An 18,112-nucleotide genomic window follows, 5' to 3' on the forward strand; every position below is an offset into this window, starting at 1 on the left:
CGAAATCTGGACTAATCAAGTCCTGGATGCGCGACTAAGTTAGCGCCCTGTCCTGATCACTCCGTCTGCCGCCATGTCGCCGCTCGCCGTCTTCCGCAAAATAATGAACCCGAAAGTTCAGAATGAAAGCGCCATTTCACAAGCGTTTGAGCGGGTGATTGCCAATCAGTCCAAGGGTTTGCGTGACTTCTCCGCCCCGCGTCGCAACCAGTTGGGTGCGGCGCGGGTGAGCATGTCCGGCCCGCGCCGGCTGGGTCGGGATTTTGGGATTATCCCGATGATGGGAGTAAAACTCCCATGAGTGGGATGATTGAACCGGGCCGCATCCCCACCGCCCTGGTGCTGGGTGCGCACAGCGCGGCCGGTGCCGGCGTGGTCGGCGCCTTGATCGAGGCCGGCAGCCCAGTGCTGGCGATCGGCGAGCCAGGCGAGTACATGGACGCGCTGGTCTCCTGCTACGGCGAGGACGACCATCTGACGCTGCTGACCCGCGAGTCGCTGATCGATGAGGCCGGTGCCCGCGAGATCGCCAGTGAGGTTCGCGCCCGTGGGCTGACCCTGCATGCGGTGTTCGCGCATCTGTTCGCGCCGTCCTTCAGTGGCCGGCTGCTGGAGAAGTCCAGCGAGAAGCTGGGCGAGCGCTTCGGCAGCGACGTGCTCTCGCACCTGGCCGCCGCGCGCCACCTGCTGCCGCTGCTGCAGGACGAACACGCCACCACCCATTACGTGATGATCGGCGGCCCGGCCACCGAGTGCGGCTGGGCCGGGCACGGCCACGCCTCGATCGGCTCGGCCGCGCTGCACATGCTGGCCAAGGTGCTGCACGAAGAAGCAGCCCAGCTGGGCGTGCGCGTGCAGCTGCTGGCGGTCGAGCATCCGCTGTCCACCCCGAAGAACCGCATGCATGCCTGCGCCGGCTGGCCCGACGCGATGAGCGTGGGCCGCAAGGCGGTCGAACTGCTACGCCCGTCCAAGCCCGGCCCGGTGCGCGCGATCGTCCGCTTCGATGCGGCCTGGACGCCGCCGCCGTTGCGCACGCTGTTTGACCCGCTGCCGCAGGTTCCCGTCCTTCCCGATGCTTGACCTCAAGCGAGGTTGAGGTCCCAGCCTTCCCGCCTTTCCACTTTCTCCCCCACCAGAGAATCCGTCATGAACCAGATCACGTCCCGTTATTTCTCGCGCAGCCAGCGCCTGGCCCCGTTCGCGCTGCTGGCGCTGTCGGTGGCCGTCATCGCCGGCTGCAACAGCAAGGCCGCCGAAACCGCCGCACCGCCGCCGCCGGCCGTCAGCGCCGCACCCGTGCTGATCAAGCCGATCAAGCAGTGGGACGAATTCAGCGGCCGCGTCGAGGCCGTGCAGACCGTGCAGCTGCGTCCGCGCGTGTCCGGCTACATCGACCAGGTCAACTATCGCGAAGGCGATGAGGTGAAGGCCGGCGACGTGCTGTTCACCATCGACGCACGCAGCTACCGCGCCGCGCTGGCCCAGGCCCAGGCCCAGCTGGCGCGCGCCCGCAGCGCCGCCGGCCAGACCAAGGGCGAGGCCGAACGCGCCAAGAAGCTCACCGACCTCAGCGCCATGTCGACCGAGCTGTACGAACAGCGTCGCTCGGCCGCCGCCGAGGCCGGAGCCGAAGTCCAGGCCGCGCAGGCCGCGGTCGATGCCGCCCAGCTCGACCTGGAATGGACCAAGGTGCGTGCGCCGATCGCCGGCCGCGCCGGCCGTGCGCTGGTCACCGCCGGCAACCTGGTCGGCGCCGGCGATGCCGCCAGCGTGCTGACCACGGTGGTCTCGGACCAGGTGCAGGTGCACTTCGACGCGGATGAGGCGACCTTCCTGCGCTACTCGCAGCTGGCCCGCGAAGGCGCGCGCCCGAGCGGTCGTGACGGTGGCCTGCCGGTCAAGGTCGCGCTGGTCGGCGAAGACGGGTATCGCCACGAAGGCCAGGTCGATTTCGTCGACAACCAGCTCAGCGCCAGCACCGGCACCATCCGCGTGCGTGCGCTGATGGACAACGACGATCACAGCCTGGTGCCGGGCCTGTTCGCCCGCGTGCTGCTGCCGGGCAGCGGCGAGTTCGAGGCGATGCTGGTCGACGACAAGGCCGTGCTGACCGACCAGGACCGCAAGTACGTCTACGTGGTTGATGGCCAGGGCAAGGCGCAGCGTCGCGACGTGCAGCTCGGCCGCCTGGCCGATGGCCTGCGCATCGTCAACGGCGGCCTGAAGGCCGGCGACAAGGTGATCGTCGACGGCGTGCAGAAGGTCTTCATGCCCGGCATGCCGGTGCAGGCCAAGGCCGTGGCGATGGCGCCGCCGCCGGTTGCCAAGGCCACGGCCATGGTCGACTGACCGCAACGCGGCCGGCGCGTTGACCACGCGCCCGGCCTGATGCAATAGCGCTGCGTTCGACGAGCGAACGCGACGCGTCCCATGCAATGCCCCGGACCGCTGTGAGGCGGTTCAATGGGCGCCCTTTGGCCCGCATTCGTGCGGCCACCAGAGCATCTCTCATGAGAGCGAGCCACCCATGAACATTTCCAAGTTCTTCATCGACCGGCCGATCTTCGCCGCGGTGTTGTCCATCGTGATCTTCGCCGCCGGCCTGATTGCGCTGCCGCTGCTGCCGATCAGCGAATACCCCGAGGTCGTGCCGCCCAGCGTGCAGGTGCGCGCCACCTATCCGGGCGCCAACCCGAAGGTGATCGCCGAGACCGTCGCCACGCCGCTGGAAGAAGCGATCAACGGCGTCGAAAACATGATGTACATGAAGTCCGTCGCAGGCTCCGACGGCGTGCTGGTCACCACCGTGACCTTCCGCCCTGGCACCGATCCGGACCAGGCGCAGGTGCAGGTGCAGAACCGCGTGGCCCAGGCCGAAGCGCGCTTGCCCGAGGACGTGCGCCGCCAGGGCGTGACCACGCAGAAGCAGTCGCCGACGCTGACCATGGTCGTGCACCTGCAGTCGCCCAGCGGCAAGTACGACTCGATGTACCTGCGCAACTACGCGGTGCTGAACATCAAGGATGAACTGGCGCGCCTGCCGGGCGTAGGCCAGATCAACATCTTCGGTGCCGGCGACTACGCCATGCGCGTGTGGCTGGACCCGGACAAGATCGCTTCGCGCGGCCTGACCGCCTCGGATGTGACCGCCGCGATCCGCGAGCAGAACGTGCAGGTCTCCGCCGGCCAGCTCGGCGCCGAGCCGATGCCGACCAAGAGCGATTTCCTGCTGTCGATCAACACCCAGGGCCGCCTGCAGAGCGAAGCCGAGTTCGGCAACATCATCGTCAAGAGCGGCGACAACGGCGAGATCGTGCGCCTGCGTGACGTGGCCCGCATCGAGATGGGCGCCGGCAGCTACGCGCTGCGCTCGCAGCTGGACAACAAGGACGCGGTCGGCATGGGCGTGTTCCAGTCGCCCGGTGCCAACTCGCTGCAGCTGTCCGATGCGGTGCGCGCCAAGATGGCCGAACTGGCCACGCGCTTCCCCGAAGGCATGACCTGGGCCGCGCCGTACGACCCGACCGTGTTCGTGCGTGATTCCATCAGCGCCGTGGTCCACACCCTGATCGAAGCGGTGATCCTGGTGGTGCTGGTGGTGATCCTGTTCCTGCAGACCTGGCGCGCCTCGATCATTCCGCTGCTGGCCGTGCCGGTGTCGGTGGTCGGCACGTTTGCCGCGCTGTATCTGCTGGGCTTCTCGATCAACACGCTGAGCCTGTTCGGCCTGGTGCTGGCGATCGGCATCGTGGTCGACGACGCGATCGTGGTGGTGGAAAACGTCGAGCGCAACATCGAGGAAGGCCTGTCGCCACTGGCGGCCGCGCATCAGGCGATGCGCGAGGTGTCCGGCCCGATCATCGCGATCGCGCTGGTGCTGTGCGCGGTGTTCGTGCCGATGGCGTTCCTGTCCGGCGTGACCGGTCAGTTCTACAAGCAGTTCGCCGTCACTATCGCCATCTCCACCGTGATCTCGGCGGTCAACTCGCTGACTCTGTCGCCGGCCCTGGCCGCGATGCTGCTCAAGCCGCATGACGCGCCGAAGGATGGCCCGTCGCGCCTGATCGACCGCCTGTTCGGCTGGCTGTTCCGTCCGTTCAACCGTTTCTTCAACACCAGCTCCAACAAGTACCAGGGCGCCGTGTCCCGTGCGCTGGGCAAGCGCGGTGCGGTGTTCGCGGTGTACGTGCTGCTGCTGGTCGGTGCGGGCGTGATGTTCAAGGTGGTGCCGGGTGGCTTCATCCCGACCCAGGACAAGCTGTACCTGATCGGTGGCGTGAAGATGCCCGAAGGCGCCTCGCTGGAGCGCACCGACGCCATGCTGCGTAAGGTCAGTGACATCGCGCTGAAGACCGAGGGCGTGGACCACGCCATCGCCTTCCCGGGCCTCAACGCGCTGCAGTTCACCAACACGCCCAACACCGGCACCGTGTTCATCACCCTCAAGCCGGCCAGCCAACGCCATCGCAGCGCCGCGGAAATCAACGCCGAACTCAACGGCAAGATCTCCCAGCTGCAGGAAGGTTTCGGCTTCGCGATCATGCCGCCGCCGATCCTCGGTCTGGGCCAGGGTTCGGGCTATTCGCTCTACATCCAGGACCGTGCGGGGCTGGGCTACGGCGCGCTGCAGCAGGCGGTGAATGCGGTGGCCGGCACGGTCTCGCAGACGCCGGGCATGCAGTTCCCGATCGGCACTTATCAGGCCAACGTGCCGCAGCTGGATGCGCAGGTAGACCGCGACAAGGCCAAGGCCCAGGGCGTGCCGCTGACCAACCTGTTCGACACGATGCAGACCTACCTGGGCTCGTCCTACGTCAACGACTTCAATCGCTTCGGCCGTACCTGGCAGGTGATCGCCCAGGCTGACGCGCCGTTCCGCGACAGCGTCGAGGACATCGCCAACCTCAAGACCCGCAACGCCGCCGGCCAGATGGTGCCGATCGGTTCGATGGTGCACATGGCCACCACCTATGGCCCGGACCCGGTGATCCGCTACAACGGCTATCCGGCCGCCGACCTGATCGGTGAAGCCGACCCGCGCGTGATGTCCTCGACCCAGTCGATGCAGGCCGTGGCCGGGATCGCCAGCAAGGTGCTGCCCAACGGTATGAGCATCGAGTGGACCGACCTGAGCTATCAGCAGTCCACGCAGGGCAATGCGGCGATGATCGTGTTCCCGATGTCGGTGCTGCTGGCCTTCCTGGTGCTGGCCGCGCTGTACGAAAGCTGGACCCTGCCGATGGCCGTGATCCTGATCGTGCCGATGACCATCCTGTCCGCCCTGGTGGGCGTGTGGCTGACCGGCGGCGACAACAACGTGTTCGTGCAGGTGGGCCTGGTGGTGCTGATGGGCCTGGCGTGCAAGAACGCGATCCTGATCGTCGAGTTCGCCCGTGAGCTGGAGCTGGGCGGCAAGGGGATCGTGGACGCCGCGCTGGAAGCCTGCCGCCTGCGCCTGCGTCCGATCGTGATGACCTCCATCGCCTTCATCGCCGGCACCGTGCCGCTGGTGCTGGGCCATGGCGCCGGCGCCGAAGTGCGCGCCGTCACCGGCATCACCGTGTTCGCCGGCATGTTGGGCGTCACCTTGTTCGGCCTGTTTCTGACCCCGGTGTTCTACGTGGCGCTGCGCAAGCTGTCCGGCCGCCAGCTGGTCCACCACGACGCCGCGCCGGCCCTGGGCCAGACCCACGGCACCGCGCACTGAGTCATCGCTTCATGCGCCGGGCATCGCGCCCGGCGATCTTCCCAACGGAGATATGCAATGAACACCAACACCCAGAAAATCGCGCTGGTCACCGGCGCCACCCGCGGCATCGGCCTGGAAACCGTGCGCCAGCTGGCCCAGTCCGGCGTGCACACGCTGTTGGCCGGCCGCAACCGCGAGACCGCGGTGGCCGCCGCGCTGAAGCTGCAGGCCGATGGACTGCCAGTGGAAGCGATCCAGCTGGACGTCACCGATGACGTCAGCATCGCCGCCGCCGTGGGCACCGTGCGCGAGCGCCACGGCCGCCTGGACATCCTGGTCAACAACGCCGGCATCGCCATCGACGACCTCACCAAGAAGCCGTCCGAGCAGTCGCTGGCCACTTGGCGCACGACCTTCGACACCAATGTGTTCGCGGTGGTCGCCACGACCCAGGCGTTCCTGCCGCTGCTCAAGGCCTCGCCGGCCGGGCGCATCGTGAATGTGTCCAGCGCGCTGGGCTCGATCAGCCTGCATGCCGATCCGTCGTCCTTCATCTACGACTTCAAGATCCCGGCCTACAACGTGTCCAAGAGCGCGGTGAACGCCTGGACCGTGCAGCTGGCCTACGAGCTGCGCGACACCGCGATCAAGGTCAATACGATCCATCCCGGCTACGTCAAAACCGACATGAACAACAGCGACGGCGAACAGCGCGGCGAGATCGAAGTGGACGAAGGCGCCAAGAGCAGCGTGCAGATGGCGCTGATCGACGCCGATGGTCCGAACGGAAGCTTCTCCTACCTGGGACAGGTGCTGCCATGGTGAGGAATATCCTGGGCATCGGCGTGGCCTCGGCGCTTTTGGCCGCGTGCACGGTCGGCCCCGATTACGTGCGGCCCAACGCCCCGCAGGCCGAGGCCTTCGTGCAGGCCCCGCAGGTGGCGCAGGTCGATGCGGCGCCGGCCTACAAGGGGGATGCCGAGTTCTGGCGCAGCTTCGACGATCCCAAGCTGACCGCGCTGGTCGAGCGCGCGTTGCTGGAAAACCACGACGTGCGCATCGCGCTGGCCCGCTACGACCAGTCCAACGCGCTGCTGCGTGACGCCCAGTACGCGCGCCTGCCGACCTTCAGCGCCACGGCCGATGCCCAGCATGTGCGCAGCAGTGCTGACCAGCTGCCGGGTTACAGCCGCAGCGAGCGCGATAACCACGGCTACGACGGCGGCATCGGCGCGGTGTGGGAACTGGACTTCGTCGGGCGCCTGCGCCGGGCCAGCGAAGCCGGCCATGCCGATGCACAGGCCGCCGCGGCGGACCTGGCGGCGATGCAGGTGGCGATTGCTTCGAGTGTGGCCGAGGGCTGGTTCCAGCTGCGCGGCATCCAGTCGCAGCTGGAGATCGCCCGCGAGAACGCCAGCACCCAGGAGCGCACGCTCAAGCTGCTGGATACGCGCGCGCAGGCCGGCTTCGGCGATTCCTTCGATGTGGATCGCGGCCGCACCCAATTGGAAACCACGCAGTCGCGCATTCCCTCGCTGGAAGCGGCCGAAGCCGTGGCCGCCAACCGCATCGCGGTGCTGGTCGGCGCCACGCCCGAGTCGATGGCGGCCGAGCTGATGAGCGCAGGGCCGATGCCGACCCTGCCGGCCGCGCCGGCGCCGGGCACGCCCTCGGACCTGCTTCGTCGTCGTCCCGATGTCGCCGCGGCCGAGCGTCGCGTCGCTGCGGCCACCGCGCGTGTCGGCGTGGCGACGGCGGACCTGTTCCCGCGCTTCACCCTGGGCGCGCTGTTCGGCACCCAGGCCATCGCCAGCAGCGCGCTGTTCGCGCGCGATGCGGAAACCCGCGTGCTGTCGCTGGGCATGGATGGCTCGTTCCTCAACGTCGGCCGGGTGCGTGCGCGCATCGCCCAGGCCAACGCGCAGACCGCCGAGGACCTGGCCAGCTACCAGCAGACCGTGCTCGAGGCGCTGGAAGACACCGAGAACGCGCTGGTGCGCGTGGACCGCAGCCGCAAGGAAGCCCAGCACCTGGAGCAGGCCGCACAGGCCGGCGATCGCGCCGCGCAGGTCGCACGCCTGCGCCTGGACAATGGCGCCATCGACACGCTGGATCTGCTGGACGCCGAGCGCGCCCGCCTGGACAGCCAGGATGCGGCGATCCAGGCGCGTGTGCGCAGCGCCGTGGCCACGGTGCAGCTGTACGCCGCACTGGCTGGCGGCTGGCCCAACTACATCGCCGCCGAAAGCCTGCCGCCTCCGCCGCTGCAGGCACCGGCCGGCCGGGCGGTGGCCATGGAAGCAGCGGACTGATCCGCGTCATGGGCTCGGCGGGCAGGGCGTCTTGACGGACCCTGCCGCCGGCCCGTGCGGGGGGCTGGGTAGCCACCTGCAGTTCGTCAGCAGCCTGGGCTGGCAGGGGCAGCGGTTGCGCCTGCAGCTGCGGCATCTCTCCAACGGACGCATCGGTGGCGGTTCGAACCTGGGCGAAAGCATGCTGCTGCTGGGCGTGCGCCTGTAACGCCGACGCCTGCGTGGCGTTGGAATTTTCGTGCGGTCGGCGGTGTCGTCGGCAGCGCCCTGCAATCTCTCGATGGAGTCCTTGCGATGATCACGATGCGCCCGGCCCGCGAACGCGGCTATGACGAGGCCCGTGGGCTTGAGTCACGGCACAGTTTTTCCTTCGGCAGTTACCAGGATCCGGTACATACGCACTGGGGACCGCTGCGCGTGATCAACGAGGACCGCATCGCGCCGGGCCGTGCGCTGGGCGAGCACGAGCAGCAGGACATGGAAATCATCAGCTACGTGCTGGAAGGCGCGCTTGGCCATCGCGATGCGCTTGGCACGGCGTCCAGCGTCGAGCCCGGCGACGTGCAGCGCATGAGCGCCGGCACCGGCCTGCGCCACGCCGAAGCCAATCCCGATCTGCACGATCCGGCGCACGTGCTGCAGATCTGGATCGCGCCCAATGAGGCGGGCGGGGCGCCGTCGTATTCGCAAAAGCATTTCCCCGATGTGGAAAAGCGCGGCACGCTGCGGCTGGTGGTCAGCGGCGATGGTGCGAGCGGTTCGGTGCGCATCCGCCAGGACGCGCGCCTGTACGCCGGCTTGTTGGAAGGCGACGAGCAGGCCGCGTTGCCGCTGGCGTCGGGGCGACTGGGTTACGTGCACGTGGCGCGTGGCGCGGTGACGGCCAATGGCCACGACCTGCGCGCCGGCGATGCGCTGCTGCTGGAAGACGAAACCGAAGTGGTGCTCGACCACGGGCGCCAGGCCGAAGTGCTGGTGTTTGACCTGCCGCCGCACTGACGCGACGTTTCGACAGGAAAAAGAAAAGCCGGGCGATGCCCGGCTTTTTCATGCGTGTTGGTTACTGCAGCAACTGCTTGACCAGGCTGACGTACTTCTTCTGCGCCGCTTCCGGCGCCATGCCGCGCAGGCGCTCCCAGGATTCGTACTTGGCGGTGCCGACGAAATCGAAGAAACCGGGCTTGTTGCCCTGCACGTCGCCTTCCGAACCTTGCTTGTAGAGCGCGTAGAGCTGCAGCAGCGTGTCGTTGTCCGGGCGCTCCGCAAGCGTCTGGATGTCCTGCGTGGCCTGGTCGAAGGCCGGGGTGGTCTGCGTCATTGTGGATCCCTCCCAGGATGCGCCCGAATGACAGCACGCAGGTCGGTGATGGTCAACGCCGCGGGCGTGACGGTCGGGTCACTGAAGCGGTGCAGGAAAGCTGCGCACTTGGGAAATTCTTCGATGCGCCGCAATGGTGCGTGCATTTCCCCTTTGTGGTGGATCGTGCTGTTGGCGCGGCCAAATCAGGTATTTCATGCCGCGAAAACCCGTTGAAATGAGGCGTCGGCATCGCGTGTCGGCGAAGCCGTCGCGCACGCTTTGGATGCACCACGATCGCGCGCAATTTTGTTGCGATCGCGTGACTTGTAAATACATATTCCGTCTTGTATATGCATAGTGATGCAGGGCCACGTGCGGGTCCGACGCAGCGCAGGACGCGATGACGATTGGTGGGGAGGCCATCGTCACCTCAACGCACACCACACCACCCGGGGACCCCATGACCGCCACCGCCATGCCTGTACGCCGCACGACCTCTCGCCACCCACGCAACACGCTGTATGCGTCCATGCTGCTTGCCGGCTTTGCCAGCGCAGCGACGCCCGCCCTGTATGCGCAGGAAGCTTCCGATGCCGCGTCTTCCGGGACCACCAGCGTCAAGTCGCCGCAGACGCTGGACAGCGTGACCGTGACCGCATCCAAGCGCGCCACCCTGATCGAAAAAACTCCGATGGCGATCAGTGCCGTCACCGCCGAGCAGCTCAAGGATCTTGGCGCTGTCGACATCAAGGATTATGCGGCACAGGTGCCGGGTCTGCGCATCCAGTACAGCGGTCCGGGTGCCAGTCGCATCAGCCTGCGTGGCGTGAACTCGTCAGGCGAGGCCACCGTCGGCGTGTATTACGACGAAACCCCGGTGGCCGGTTCGGTCGGCGTCAGCAGCGATGCCGGTGGCCGTTCGCCGGACATGGAACTGTTCGACGTGGACCGCATCGAAGTGCTGCGTGGCCCGCAGGGCACGCTGTACGGCGCCAGCTCGATGGGCGGTGCGATCCGCATCCTCTACAACAAGCCCACCAACGAACTGGAAGGCCAGGTGCAGCTGGGCTACGAAGGCACCGATGGCGGCGATCCGTCCAACAGCCAGCAGCTGATGCTCAACGTGCCGATCGTCAAGGACCTGCTGTCCGCGCGCATCACCGGCTACAACCGCGACATCGGCGGCTATGTCGACAACACCTTCCTGGGCATCAAGAACATCAACTCGGGCAAGTCGCGCGGCGGCAAGCTGCAGCTGCGCTTCACCCCGACCGAAGACGTCACCCTGGACCTGAGCCATTCGCGCGGCACCACCGATGCGTACTCGTCCACCTGGAACCCGTCGTTCGGCGATTACGTGCAGCGCTCGCAGGTCAAGCTGCCGTACCAGGACGACACCCAGATCGATTCGGCCACGCTCAACTGGGACCTGGGCTTTGCCACGCTGACCGCCAACAGCTCCTACCAAAAGCGTTCGTCCACCTACGTCAGCGACGACAGCTATTACGTGCAGACCTATCGCACCGCCGGCCAGTGCGCCTCGCAGACCGGCGTGGCCAGCTGCGACAGCACCCAGCTGGCCAGCTGGTACGACTACGTCGACAGCCAGACCCCGGCCGCGCTGATCCATGACGGCGTTACCCGCGACCGCACCAACGAAGTCCGCCTGACCTCCAACGGCACCCAGCTGATCGACTGGACCGTGGGCATCTTCAACGAGAATCGCGACAACTACATCGCCAGCGAAGACACCCTGGCCGATCCCACCACCGGCATCATCATCACGCCGTGGGACCTGTTCTACCGTCGCCAGATCTGGGACAAGCTCAAGCAGAAGGCCGTGTTCGGCGAGGCCACCTGGCACGCCACCGACCGCTTGAACCTGACCGCCGGCCTGCGCTGGTACGACTACGACAAGACCGTAACCGGCACCACCGACATCCCGTGGGACATGATCGGTGCGACCTACAAGCCGCTGTCGAGCGTCAACGCGAGCCAGAAGGGGTGGCTGAAGAAGTTCACCGCCGACTACAACCTGACCGAAGACGCGATGGTCTACGCCACCGTGGCCGACGGGTTCCGTCCGGGCGGCGCCAACCAGGTGATCGGCCTGGCCGACAACCTCACCGCCTACAAGGCCGACAGCCTGTGGAACTACGAGATCGGCGCCAAGACCAGCTGGTTCGACCGCGCGCTGTTCGTCAACCTGGCGCTGTATCAGATCGACTGGGATGACATGCAGGTGAGCGGCCGCACGCTCAACGGTGCGTTCTCGTTCCTGTCCAACGCCGGTGCGGCGCGCCTGCGCGGCAGCGAGCTGGAAGTCACCTGGCGTCCGCTGTCGGGCCTGGAGATCACCAGCAACTTCAACTATGTCGATGCCAAGCTCACCGAGGACCAGGTCAGCGACGTGATCAATGGCGCCGGCCGCGAGGGCGACGTGGTGCCCAACATCCCGCGCACCAGCGGCATGGTCGCCGCTGCGTATCGCTTCGGCCTGAGCAGCGCGCTGGACGGCATGGTGCGCCTGGACGACACCTACGTGGGCGGCAGCTACTCGCTGTTCCGCGGCACCTACAACACCTACAAGGACTCCTACAACACGGTCAACTTCAAGACCGGCGTGGAGAGCACCGACGGCAAGTGGGGCGCCTACCTGTACGTACAGAACCTGACCAACGAAGTGGCGCTGAACCAGTACACGCGTTCGTCCACGCCGCCGTACACCTCGGCCACCAGCCTGCGTCCGCGCACGGTCGGCGTGACGGTCAACTACAGTTTCTGATGCCCCATCGCCCGCCGGTGCCACGCGCACCAGCGGGCCCCATCACAAAGGCAATCCATGCACATGCAAACCGCACGTCCGGCCTCGCGCCTCCGCCTGGCGATGTCGCTGGCCCTGGCGCTGTCCGCCGGCAGCGCCTTCGCCGCCGTTCCGTCGCCCAAGGCCGTGCTCGGCCACGATCCGGGCGATGACTACTACCTGGCCAACTACGAGGATTCGCTGAAGTACTTCCACGCGCTGGAAGCCTCCACCGACCACCTGAAGATGTTCAAGGCCGGCAAGACCACGCAGGGCCGCACGATGGAATACGCGGTGATCTCCTCGCCGGAGAACATCGCCAACTTCGACAAGATCAAGGCCACCTCCAAGCAGCTGGCCGATTCGCGCGGCTTGACGCTGGAACAGGCCAAGGCCCTGGCCGCGGACTCCAAGATCATCGTCCACATCGATGGCGGCATGCACGCCAGCGAAGTGTCCGACCACCAGCTGCCGCTGGCGCTGGCCTATCACCTGCTGTCGCACCCGGACGATCCGGAAGTGCAGGCGATCATGAAGAATGTGGTGCTGGTGCTGTGGCCCACGCTCAATCCCGATGGCCAGGACATGATCGTCAAGTGGTACCGCGACCATGCCGATCCCAAGGCCGGCCCGGTCAAGGCGGTGCAGGTCAACGGCAAGTGGAAGACGCCCGGCGGGCGCGATCCGGCCATGCCGTGGCTGTACCAGGAATACGTGGGCCACGACAACAACCGCGACGGCTACCTGCTCAACATGATCGAGAGCCAGTCGGTCAGCGCGGCCGAGCAGGAGATCAGCCCGGCGATCTGGTATTCGCAGCACCAGTCGGCGCCGTTCCCGGCGCGCATCTGGATGCCGCCGTTCGCCGATCCGATCAGCTCCAATATCAACCCGCGCATCCGCCAGGGCACCACGCAGATCGGCATCAACATGATCTCGCGCTTCGCTTTGGAAGGTAAGCCGGGCGCCATTGCCGAAGCACGCTTCGACAACTGGTATCCGGGCTTCATGGATTACACCCAGGTGTTCCGCCACACCATTTCCTACTTCACCGAGACCTCGCACGACTCGGCCACGCCGCGGATCTACTCGACCGACGAGTTCCCGGAAGGCTTCAAGGACATGAAGGCGCTGGTGATGTATCCCGATCCGTGGAAGGGCGGGCTGTGGACGCTGAAGGATTCGGTCGGCTACATGCTGACCGCCTCGCTGTCCACGCTGGAAACGGCGGTGAAGTACCGCGACCAGATTCTGTTCAACCGCTACATGGCCGGGCGCGAGACCGTTGAGGAATTCAGCAACGGCACCGGGCCCTATGCCTGGGTGATCCCGGGTGGGCAAAGCGATGCGCCGGCCGCGGCGCTGCTGGCGCAGAAGATGGTGCTGCAGGGCATCGAGGTCTCGCAGGCCACCGCGCCGGTGGCGCTGGGCGGCAAGACCTATCCGGCCGGCTCGTGGGTGATTCCGATGAACCAGCCCTTTGCCGGCCTGGTGCAGGAGCTGTTCGAGCGCCAGAAGTATCCGGACGCGGTGCTGACCGGCAAGGGCGGCAACGCCGCCGAGCTGCCGTACGACACCACCGGCTGGACCCTGCCGTTGCAGTTCGGCGTGGCGGCCGATCCCATCACCGCGGCGCTGCCTGCGGATCTGTCGGCCTCGCTGCATCCGGTGGCCAAGGCGGCCAACGTTGGCGGCGTGAGCGGCGAAGGTGCGGCCTTCGCGCTGAGCCGGCAGGTCAATGCGAGCTTCGCGGCGGTGAACCTGGCGGTGGCGCAGGGGGCGAAGCTGTCGATCGCCACCGCGCCGGTGAAGACCGTCAACGGCGATGAGGATGGTGCGTTCGTGCTGACCGGCATCACCCGCGAGGCGATGGCCAAGATCGCCACCGACCTGGGCGTGGACGTGGTGGCCCAGGCCGCACCGGCAGCCGGGGCGACGCGCCTGGCCAAGGTCGGCCTGTATCGCCAGTGGGGCTCCAACATCGACGAAGGCTGGACCCGCTGGCTGCTGGAGCAGTACCACTACGCGCCCAAGAGCGTCTACAACAAGGACATGCAGGCCGGCGGCCTGAGGTCCAAGTACGACGTGCTGATCCTGCCGGACATGGGGGGCCGTGGTCGTAGCGCCGAAGACTCGCTGATGAATGGCTTCTCCGCCGACGAGCAGCCGGCCGCCTACGCCGGTGGCATCGGCGACAAAGGGGCCAAGGCGATCAAGCAGTTCGTCAACGATGGCGGCACGCTGGTGGTCTTCAGCAAGACCTCGGACGCGGCGATCAAGCTGTTGGACTTGCCGGTGACCAACGTGCTGGCCGGGCTCAAGCCCGAGCAGTTCTTCTGTTCCGGCGCGCTGCTGAAGCTGGAGCTGGGTGAAGGCGCGGCCACCGCCGGCTTGCCGGCGACGCCGACGGGCATGTTCGAAAGCGGCCCGGCGTTCTCGCCCAAGGCCGGCTTCAAGGGCCAGGTGATCGCCAGCTATCCCAAGTCCGAGAACCCGCTGCTGTCGGGCATGCTGCTGCACCCGGAGGCCATTCAGGGCAAGGCGGCAGCGGTCGAGGTCGAAGTGGGCAAGGGCAAGGTCTATCTGTACGGCTTCCGCCCGCAGTGGCGTGGCCAATCGCAGGGCACCTACAGGTTCCTGTTCAACACGCTGTACGTGCCGCAGCAGTAAGCGGGCACGCGTTGCGTGACACGAGGGCGGCATCGCGAGATGCCGCCCTTTTTGCTGCGCGTCGTCGCAGGCGATGACGATGCTCCGGCCCTGACCAATGGCCTACGGCGTGCGGCAAACGCGGTGCTAGAGTCCGGGCGATGCGTCGCTGCCGGGGGCAACGGGCGCGCTTCTTCCTGTCCAAAGGGATCGACGATGCAATTACGACGGAATGTCTGGTCCGCGGCGCTGGCCGTGGCCGCCACCTCGCTGCTGGGCGCTGCACCGGCTTTTGCCGGTTACGACCAGCCGCCGGAACACCTGCTCAAGGTGCTCAAGGCACCGCCGCCGCCGACGCCCAACGTCGATCCCACCGGCAAGCACCTGCTGCTGACCACCAGCCAGACCTATCCCTCGATCACCCGCGTCGCCCAGCCGTACCTCAAGCTGGCCGGCGTGCGCCTGGAGCCGAAGAACCGCAGCCGCCACGACACCGCTGGCGGTTACGGCATCCCGGCCTGCGTGGGCGATTTCACCCTGGTGGACATCGCCAGTGGCAAGGACACCAAGGTCGCGCTGCCGGCCGGGGCCTGCCCGGGCATGGCGCAGTGGTCACCGGACGGCAAGCGCTTCGCCTTCCAGAACGTGGCCGCCGATGCGGTGCAACTATGGGTCGGCGATGCGGCCACTGGCGAAATCCACCAGATCGCTGGCGCCAAGTTGAACCCGATCTTCGGCAGCACCGTGCAGTGGCTCGATGGCAGCGCCTCGCTGCTGGTCAAGCTGGTGCCCGAGCAGGGCCCGCCGCCGGCCGATGACGGCGCGGCTGGCCCGGACATCCAGCAGTCGCTGGGCGGGCAGGGCGAGAGCAGCACCTACGAATCGCGCGACACGCTGACCGACGTGCATGACGAAGCGCTGTTCGCCTATTACGGCGCCTCGCAGCTGGCGGTGGTGGACGTGGCCAGCGGCGGCATCAAGCCGGTTGGGGCGCCTGCGATCTACAACGGCGTCAACGCCGCGCCCGATGGCGTGCATGTGCTCACCGAAGCCATCCAGAAGCCGTTCTCGCACGCGGTGACCTACCAGCGCTTCGCCAACGACGTGGCCGTGCTGGACCTGTCGCGCAACACCTCCAAGCTGCTGGCCAAGCTGCCGCTGGCCGATCGCGTGCCGGTCCACGGCGTGCCCGAAGGCCCGCGCGACCACGACTGGCGCGCGACCGATCCGGCCACCGTGGTGTGGGCCGAGGCGCTGGACAAGGGCGACTGGAAGGTGGATGCACCGCTGCGCGACAAGGTGCTGATGCTCAAGGCGCCGTTCACCGGCAAGCCGGTGGAAATCGCGAAGATCAAGTCGCGATTTGATGGCATCGCCTGGACCGCGCAGCCGGACCAGGCCTTCCTCAACGAGGAAGACGAAAATCGCCACTGGCGCACCACCAGCATCGTCAACGTCGACAATCCCAAGCAGGCGCCGAAGGTGCTGTGGGACCTGTCCAGCGACGAGCTGTATGAAGACCCGGGCAACTTCGTCTATCGCGTACTGCCCAACGGCGCTTATGTCGTGCGCCAGGATGGCGATGCGGTGTTCCTGCGCGGGCTGGGTTCGTCGCCGCAGGGTGATCGTCCGTTCCTGGACAAGCTGGATGTCAAGACCGGCACGTCCGAGCGCCTGTTCCGTAGCAGTGCCGATGCGTACGAGCAGTTCCTGGGCTTCACCGCGACCGACGGCAAGTTCCTCACTTGGCACCAGTCGGTCATGGATCCGCCCAATGCCTACCTGCGCACCCTGGGCGCGCGCGACGCCGCGGCGGCCAAGGGCGAGGCGCAGTTCGCCTCGACCACCACCACCCTGACCCATGTGCCCGATCCGACACCGGAAGTGCGCCAGATCAAGAAGCGCCTGGTGACCTACAAGCGGGCGGACGGCGTGGATCTGTCGTTCACCCTGTACACGCCGCCTGGCTACAAGGAAGGCACGCGCCTGCCGGCGATCCTGTACGCATACCCGGCCGACTTCGCCAGCAGCGCGCAGGCGGGGCAGGTGTCCGGTTCACAGCAGACCTTCACCCGCTTGCCGTACTACCGGCTGATGCTGCTGGCCGGCTACGCGATCATCGACAACGCCTCGTTCCCGATCGTCGGCGATCCCAAGACCGCCTACGACACCTACCTTGAGCAGCTGGAAGCCGACGCCAAGGCCGCCGTGGACAAGGCCGTCGAGCTGGGCGTGGTCGACCGCGACCGCATCGGCGTCACCGGCCACAGCCATGGCGCGCTGATGACCGCCAACCTGATCGCGCACACCGATCTGTTCCGAGCCGGCGTGGCCACCAGCGGTTCGTACAACAAGACGCTGACGCCGTTCGGCTTCCAGAACGAGCGCCGCTCGGTGTGGGAAGCACAGGACGTGTACCTGAAGGCGTCGCCGTTCTTCTTCGCCGACAAGATCAAGCTGCCGCTGCTGCTGATGCATGGCGAGGACGACGCCAATCCGGGCACCGAGCCGATCCAGTCGCGCAAGCTGTTCCAGGCCATCCGCGGCAACGGTGGCACGACGCGCCTGGTGATGCTGCCGCACGAACCGCACTGGTACACCGCCCTGGAATCCAACGCGCAGGAGGTCTACGAAATGCTCAACTGGTTCGACACCTACGTGAAGCCGCCCAAGGCGCAGGCCAAGGCGGCGAAGCACTAATGTCGTGCGATGCCGCCGTGTCATGCAGCGGCGGCATCATCGGTCAACACGCATCGCAGGGAATACGCGGTGCGCAACCTAGGGAAGGGATGCCATGGGGCCTGTCAGATACCGCTTCGCAAGCGAAGCCGATTATCGATTTTCCTACGCGCGCTACTGCCTCCAGTGGTGGGTGGGCTTCATGGTGGCTGCCATCGTGCTACTGCCTGTCGGTCTGCTCGCTTCGCCGCCGGCGTCGCTTGTGATCCCTTTGGTGCTGGTACTGGTCTTCGGCATCGGCGTGTCCGGGCTTGGTGCGCTGAGCCATGCGCTCGCTGGCTGGCAGGCGCAGCGCACACCGGGTAAGCGCGAACAAAAGATCGTGACCGTGCTTGGCGCGCTGTTGGGTGTGGTGTTCTTCGGTGTGCTGGAGGCTTTTCTCGGCGTCCAGATCTGGCTGGCGCTGGCGACGGGAGAGCTGGAATGGCACAGTCGATCGCATCCGACGCAGCGCTATACCTGGTCGGAGTCACCCGTGGAGTTTGCATTGCATCTCGGGATCCTCGCCGTCATAGCGATGGTGTTTCCGGGTTGCCTCGTCTGGCTGCTGCGGGAACGGCGGCGACTGCGTGGCGGCTTGCGCAATCGCATGCGCCCGTTTGCTGACTAAGCCTGAG

Annotated in this window: 14 protein-coding genes; 13 read left to right on the forward strand and 1 reads right to left on the reverse strand. The window is 66.7% G+C overall.

Going from position 1 to position 18,112, the window contains the following annotated elements; genetic code table 11:
* Nucleotides 1-73: 73 nt before the first annotated feature.
* The 8 genes from BMZ17_RS20840 (at nt 74) to BMZ17_RS05570 (ending at nt 9,003) form a co-directional block, all read left to right on the forward strand.
* Entirely contained in the window at nt 74-301 is a 228-nt protein-coding gene (locus BMZ17_RS20840; RefSeq protein ID WP_139202795.1) for a hypothetical protein, read from the forward strand.
* On the forward strand, nt 298-1,083 hold the full coding sequence (locus BMZ17_RS05545) for an SDR family oxidoreductase (RefSeq protein ID WP_139202796.1): 786 nt from the start codon (nt 298-300) through the stop codon (nt 1,081-1,083). Before BMZ17_RS20840 ends, BMZ17_RS05545 begins: the two co-directional genes overlap by 4 nt.
* 66 nt (nt 1,084-1,149) lie before the next feature.
* Nucleotides 1,150-2,352 carry an efflux RND transporter periplasmic adaptor subunit gene (locus tag BMZ17_RS05550; RefSeq protein WP_093136899.1) on the forward strand — a complete coding sequence of 401 codons (1,203 nt, stop codon included), beginning with the start codon at nt 1,150-1,152 and terminating at the stop codon, nt 2,350-2,352.
* 178 nt (nt 2,353-2,530) lie between these two features.
* A complete protein-coding gene (locus tag BMZ17_RS05555) occupies nt 2,531-5,710 on the forward strand; it encodes an efflux RND transporter permease subunit (RefSeq protein WP_093136902.1) in 3,180 nt (1,059 codons plus the stop codon).
* 57 nt (nt 5,711-5,767) lie between these two features.
* Entirely contained in the window at nt 5,768-6,517 is a 750-nt protein-coding gene (locus BMZ17_RS05560) for an SDR family oxidoreductase (protein ID WP_093136905.1), read from the forward strand.
* The gene (locus tag BMZ17_RS05565) at nt 6,511-8,004 is read left to right on the forward strand and encodes an efflux transporter outer membrane subunit (protein ID WP_093136906.1); all 1,494 of its coding nucleotides are present in this window, start codon (nt 6,511-6,513) and stop codon (nt 8,002-8,004) included. The genes BMZ17_RS05560 and BMZ17_RS05565 overlap by 7 nt, the downstream gene beginning before the upstream one ends.
* Before the next feature lie 31 nt (nt 8,005-8,035).
* Nucleotides 8,036-8,212: a hypothetical protein gene (locus BMZ17_RS21120; RefSeq protein ID WP_175485478.1), complete on the forward strand. Its 177-nt coding sequence runs from the start codon at nt 8,036-8,038 to the stop codon at nt 8,210-8,212.
* Nucleotides 8,213-8,298: 86 nt separating this feature from the next.
* The gene (locus tag BMZ17_RS05570) at nt 8,299-9,003 is read left to right on the forward strand and encodes a pirin family protein (RefSeq protein WP_093136909.1); all 705 of its coding nucleotides are present in this window, start codon (nt 8,299-8,301) and stop codon (nt 9,001-9,003) included.
* 61 nt (nt 9,004-9,064) lie between these two features.
* Here the strand turns inward: BMZ17_RS05570 and BMZ17_RS05575 are convergent, their stop codons facing one another.
* Nucleotides 9,065-9,322, reverse strand: a complete 258-nt coding sequence (locus BMZ17_RS05575) for an acyl-CoA-binding protein (RefSeq protein ID WP_093136911.1) — start codon at nt 9,320-9,322, stop codon at nt 9,065-9,067.
* Nucleotides 9,323-9,339: 17 nt separating this feature from the next.
* On the opposite strand from BMZ17_RS05575, the gene BMZ17_RS20845 reads away from it, so the two are divergent.
* The 5 genes from BMZ17_RS20845 to BMZ17_RS05595 all read left to right on the forward strand — a co-directional run bounded on the left by BMZ17_RS20845 (nt 9,340) and on the right by BMZ17_RS05595 (nt 18,105).
* Complete coding sequence (locus tag BMZ17_RS20845; RefSeq protein WP_139202797.1) at nt 9,340-9,543, forward strand: hypothetical protein; 204 nt, start codon at nt 9,340-9,342, stop codon at nt 9,541-9,543.
* A gap of 221 nt (nt 9,544-9,764) precedes the next feature.
* On the forward strand, nt 9,765-12,089 hold the full coding sequence (locus BMZ17_RS05580; protein ID WP_217645727.1) for a TonB-dependent receptor: 2,325 nt from the start codon (nt 9,765-9,767) through the stop codon (nt 12,087-12,089).
* A gap of 57 nt (nt 12,090-12,146) precedes the next feature.
* Nucleotides 12,147-14,777, forward strand: coding sequence for a M14 family metallopeptidase (locus BMZ17_RS05585; protein ID WP_217645728.1), 2,631 nt, complete (start codon nt 12,147-12,149; stop codon nt 14,775-14,777).
* A gap of 195 nt (nt 14,778-14,972) precedes the next feature.
* Complete coding sequence (locus BMZ17_RS05590; RefSeq protein WP_093136916.1) at nt 14,973-17,456, forward strand: S9 family peptidase; 2,484 nt, start codon at nt 14,973-14,975, stop codon at nt 17,454-17,456.
* A gap of 94 nt (nt 17,457-17,550) precedes the next feature.
* Nucleotides 17,551-18,105, forward strand: coding sequence for a hypothetical protein (locus BMZ17_RS05595; protein ID WP_093136919.1), 555 nt, complete (start codon nt 17,551-17,553; stop codon nt 18,103-18,105).
* The last annotated feature ends 7 nt before the right edge of the window (nt 18,106-18,112 follow it).

Source organism: Pseudoxanthomonas sp. GM95, from assembly GCF_900109775.1.
Lineage (GTDB): Bacteria > Pseudomonadota > Gammaproteobacteria > Xanthomonadales > Xanthomonadaceae > Pseudoxanthomonas_A.

Bases quoted from the DNA above. Each gene is read 5' to 3' on its own strand.
- BMZ17_RS05555 (WP_093136902.1), top strand. From the start codon at position 2,531: ATGAACATTTCCAAGTTCTTCATCGACCGGCCGATCTTCGCCGCGGTG.
- BMZ17_RS05565 (WP_093136906.1), top strand. From the start codon at position 6,511: ATGGTGAGGAATATCCTGGGCATCGGCGTGGCCTCGGCGCTTTTGGCC.
- BMZ17_RS05560 (WP_093136905.1), top strand. From the start codon at position 5,768: ATGAACACCAACACCCAGAAAATCGCGCTGGTCACCGGCGCCACCCGC.
- BMZ17_RS20845 (WP_139202797.1), top strand. From the start codon at position 9,340: ATGCGCCCGAATGACAGCACGCAGGTCGGTGATGGTCAACGCCGCGGG.
- BMZ17_RS05570 (WP_093136909.1), top strand. From the start codon at position 8,299: ATGATCACGATGCGCCCGGCCCGCGAACGCGGCTATGACGAGGCCCGT.
- BMZ17_RS20840 (WP_139202795.1), top strand. From the start codon at position 74: ATGTCGCCGCTCGCCGTCTTCCGCAAAATAATGAACCCGAAAGTTCAG.
- BMZ17_RS05585 (WP_217645728.1), top strand. From the start codon at position 12,147: ATGCACATGCAAACCGCACGTCCGGCCTCGCGCCTCCGCCTGGCGATG.
- BMZ17_RS05595 (WP_093136919.1), top strand. From the start codon at position 17,551: ATGGGGCCTGTCAGATACCGCTTCGCAAGCGAAGCCGATTATCGATTT.
- BMZ17_RS05550 (WP_093136899.1), top strand. From the start codon at position 1,150: ATGAACCAGATCACGTCCCGTTATTTCTCGCGCAGCCAGCGCCTGGCC.
- BMZ17_RS05545 (WP_139202796.1), top strand. From the start codon at position 298: ATGAGTGGGATGATTGAACCGGGCCGCATCCCCACCGCCCTGGTGCTG.
- BMZ17_RS05580 (WP_217645727.1), top strand. From the start codon at position 9,765: ATGACCGCCACCGCCATGCCTGTACGCCGCACGACCTCTCGCCACCCA.
- BMZ17_RS05575 (WP_093136911.1), bottom strand. From the start codon at position 9,322: ATGACGCAGACCACCCCGGCCTTCGACCAGGCCACGCAGGACATCCAG.
- BMZ17_RS05590 (WP_093136916.1), top strand. From the start codon at position 14,973: ATGCAATTACGACGGAATGTCTGGTCCGCGGCGCTGGCCGTGGCCGCC.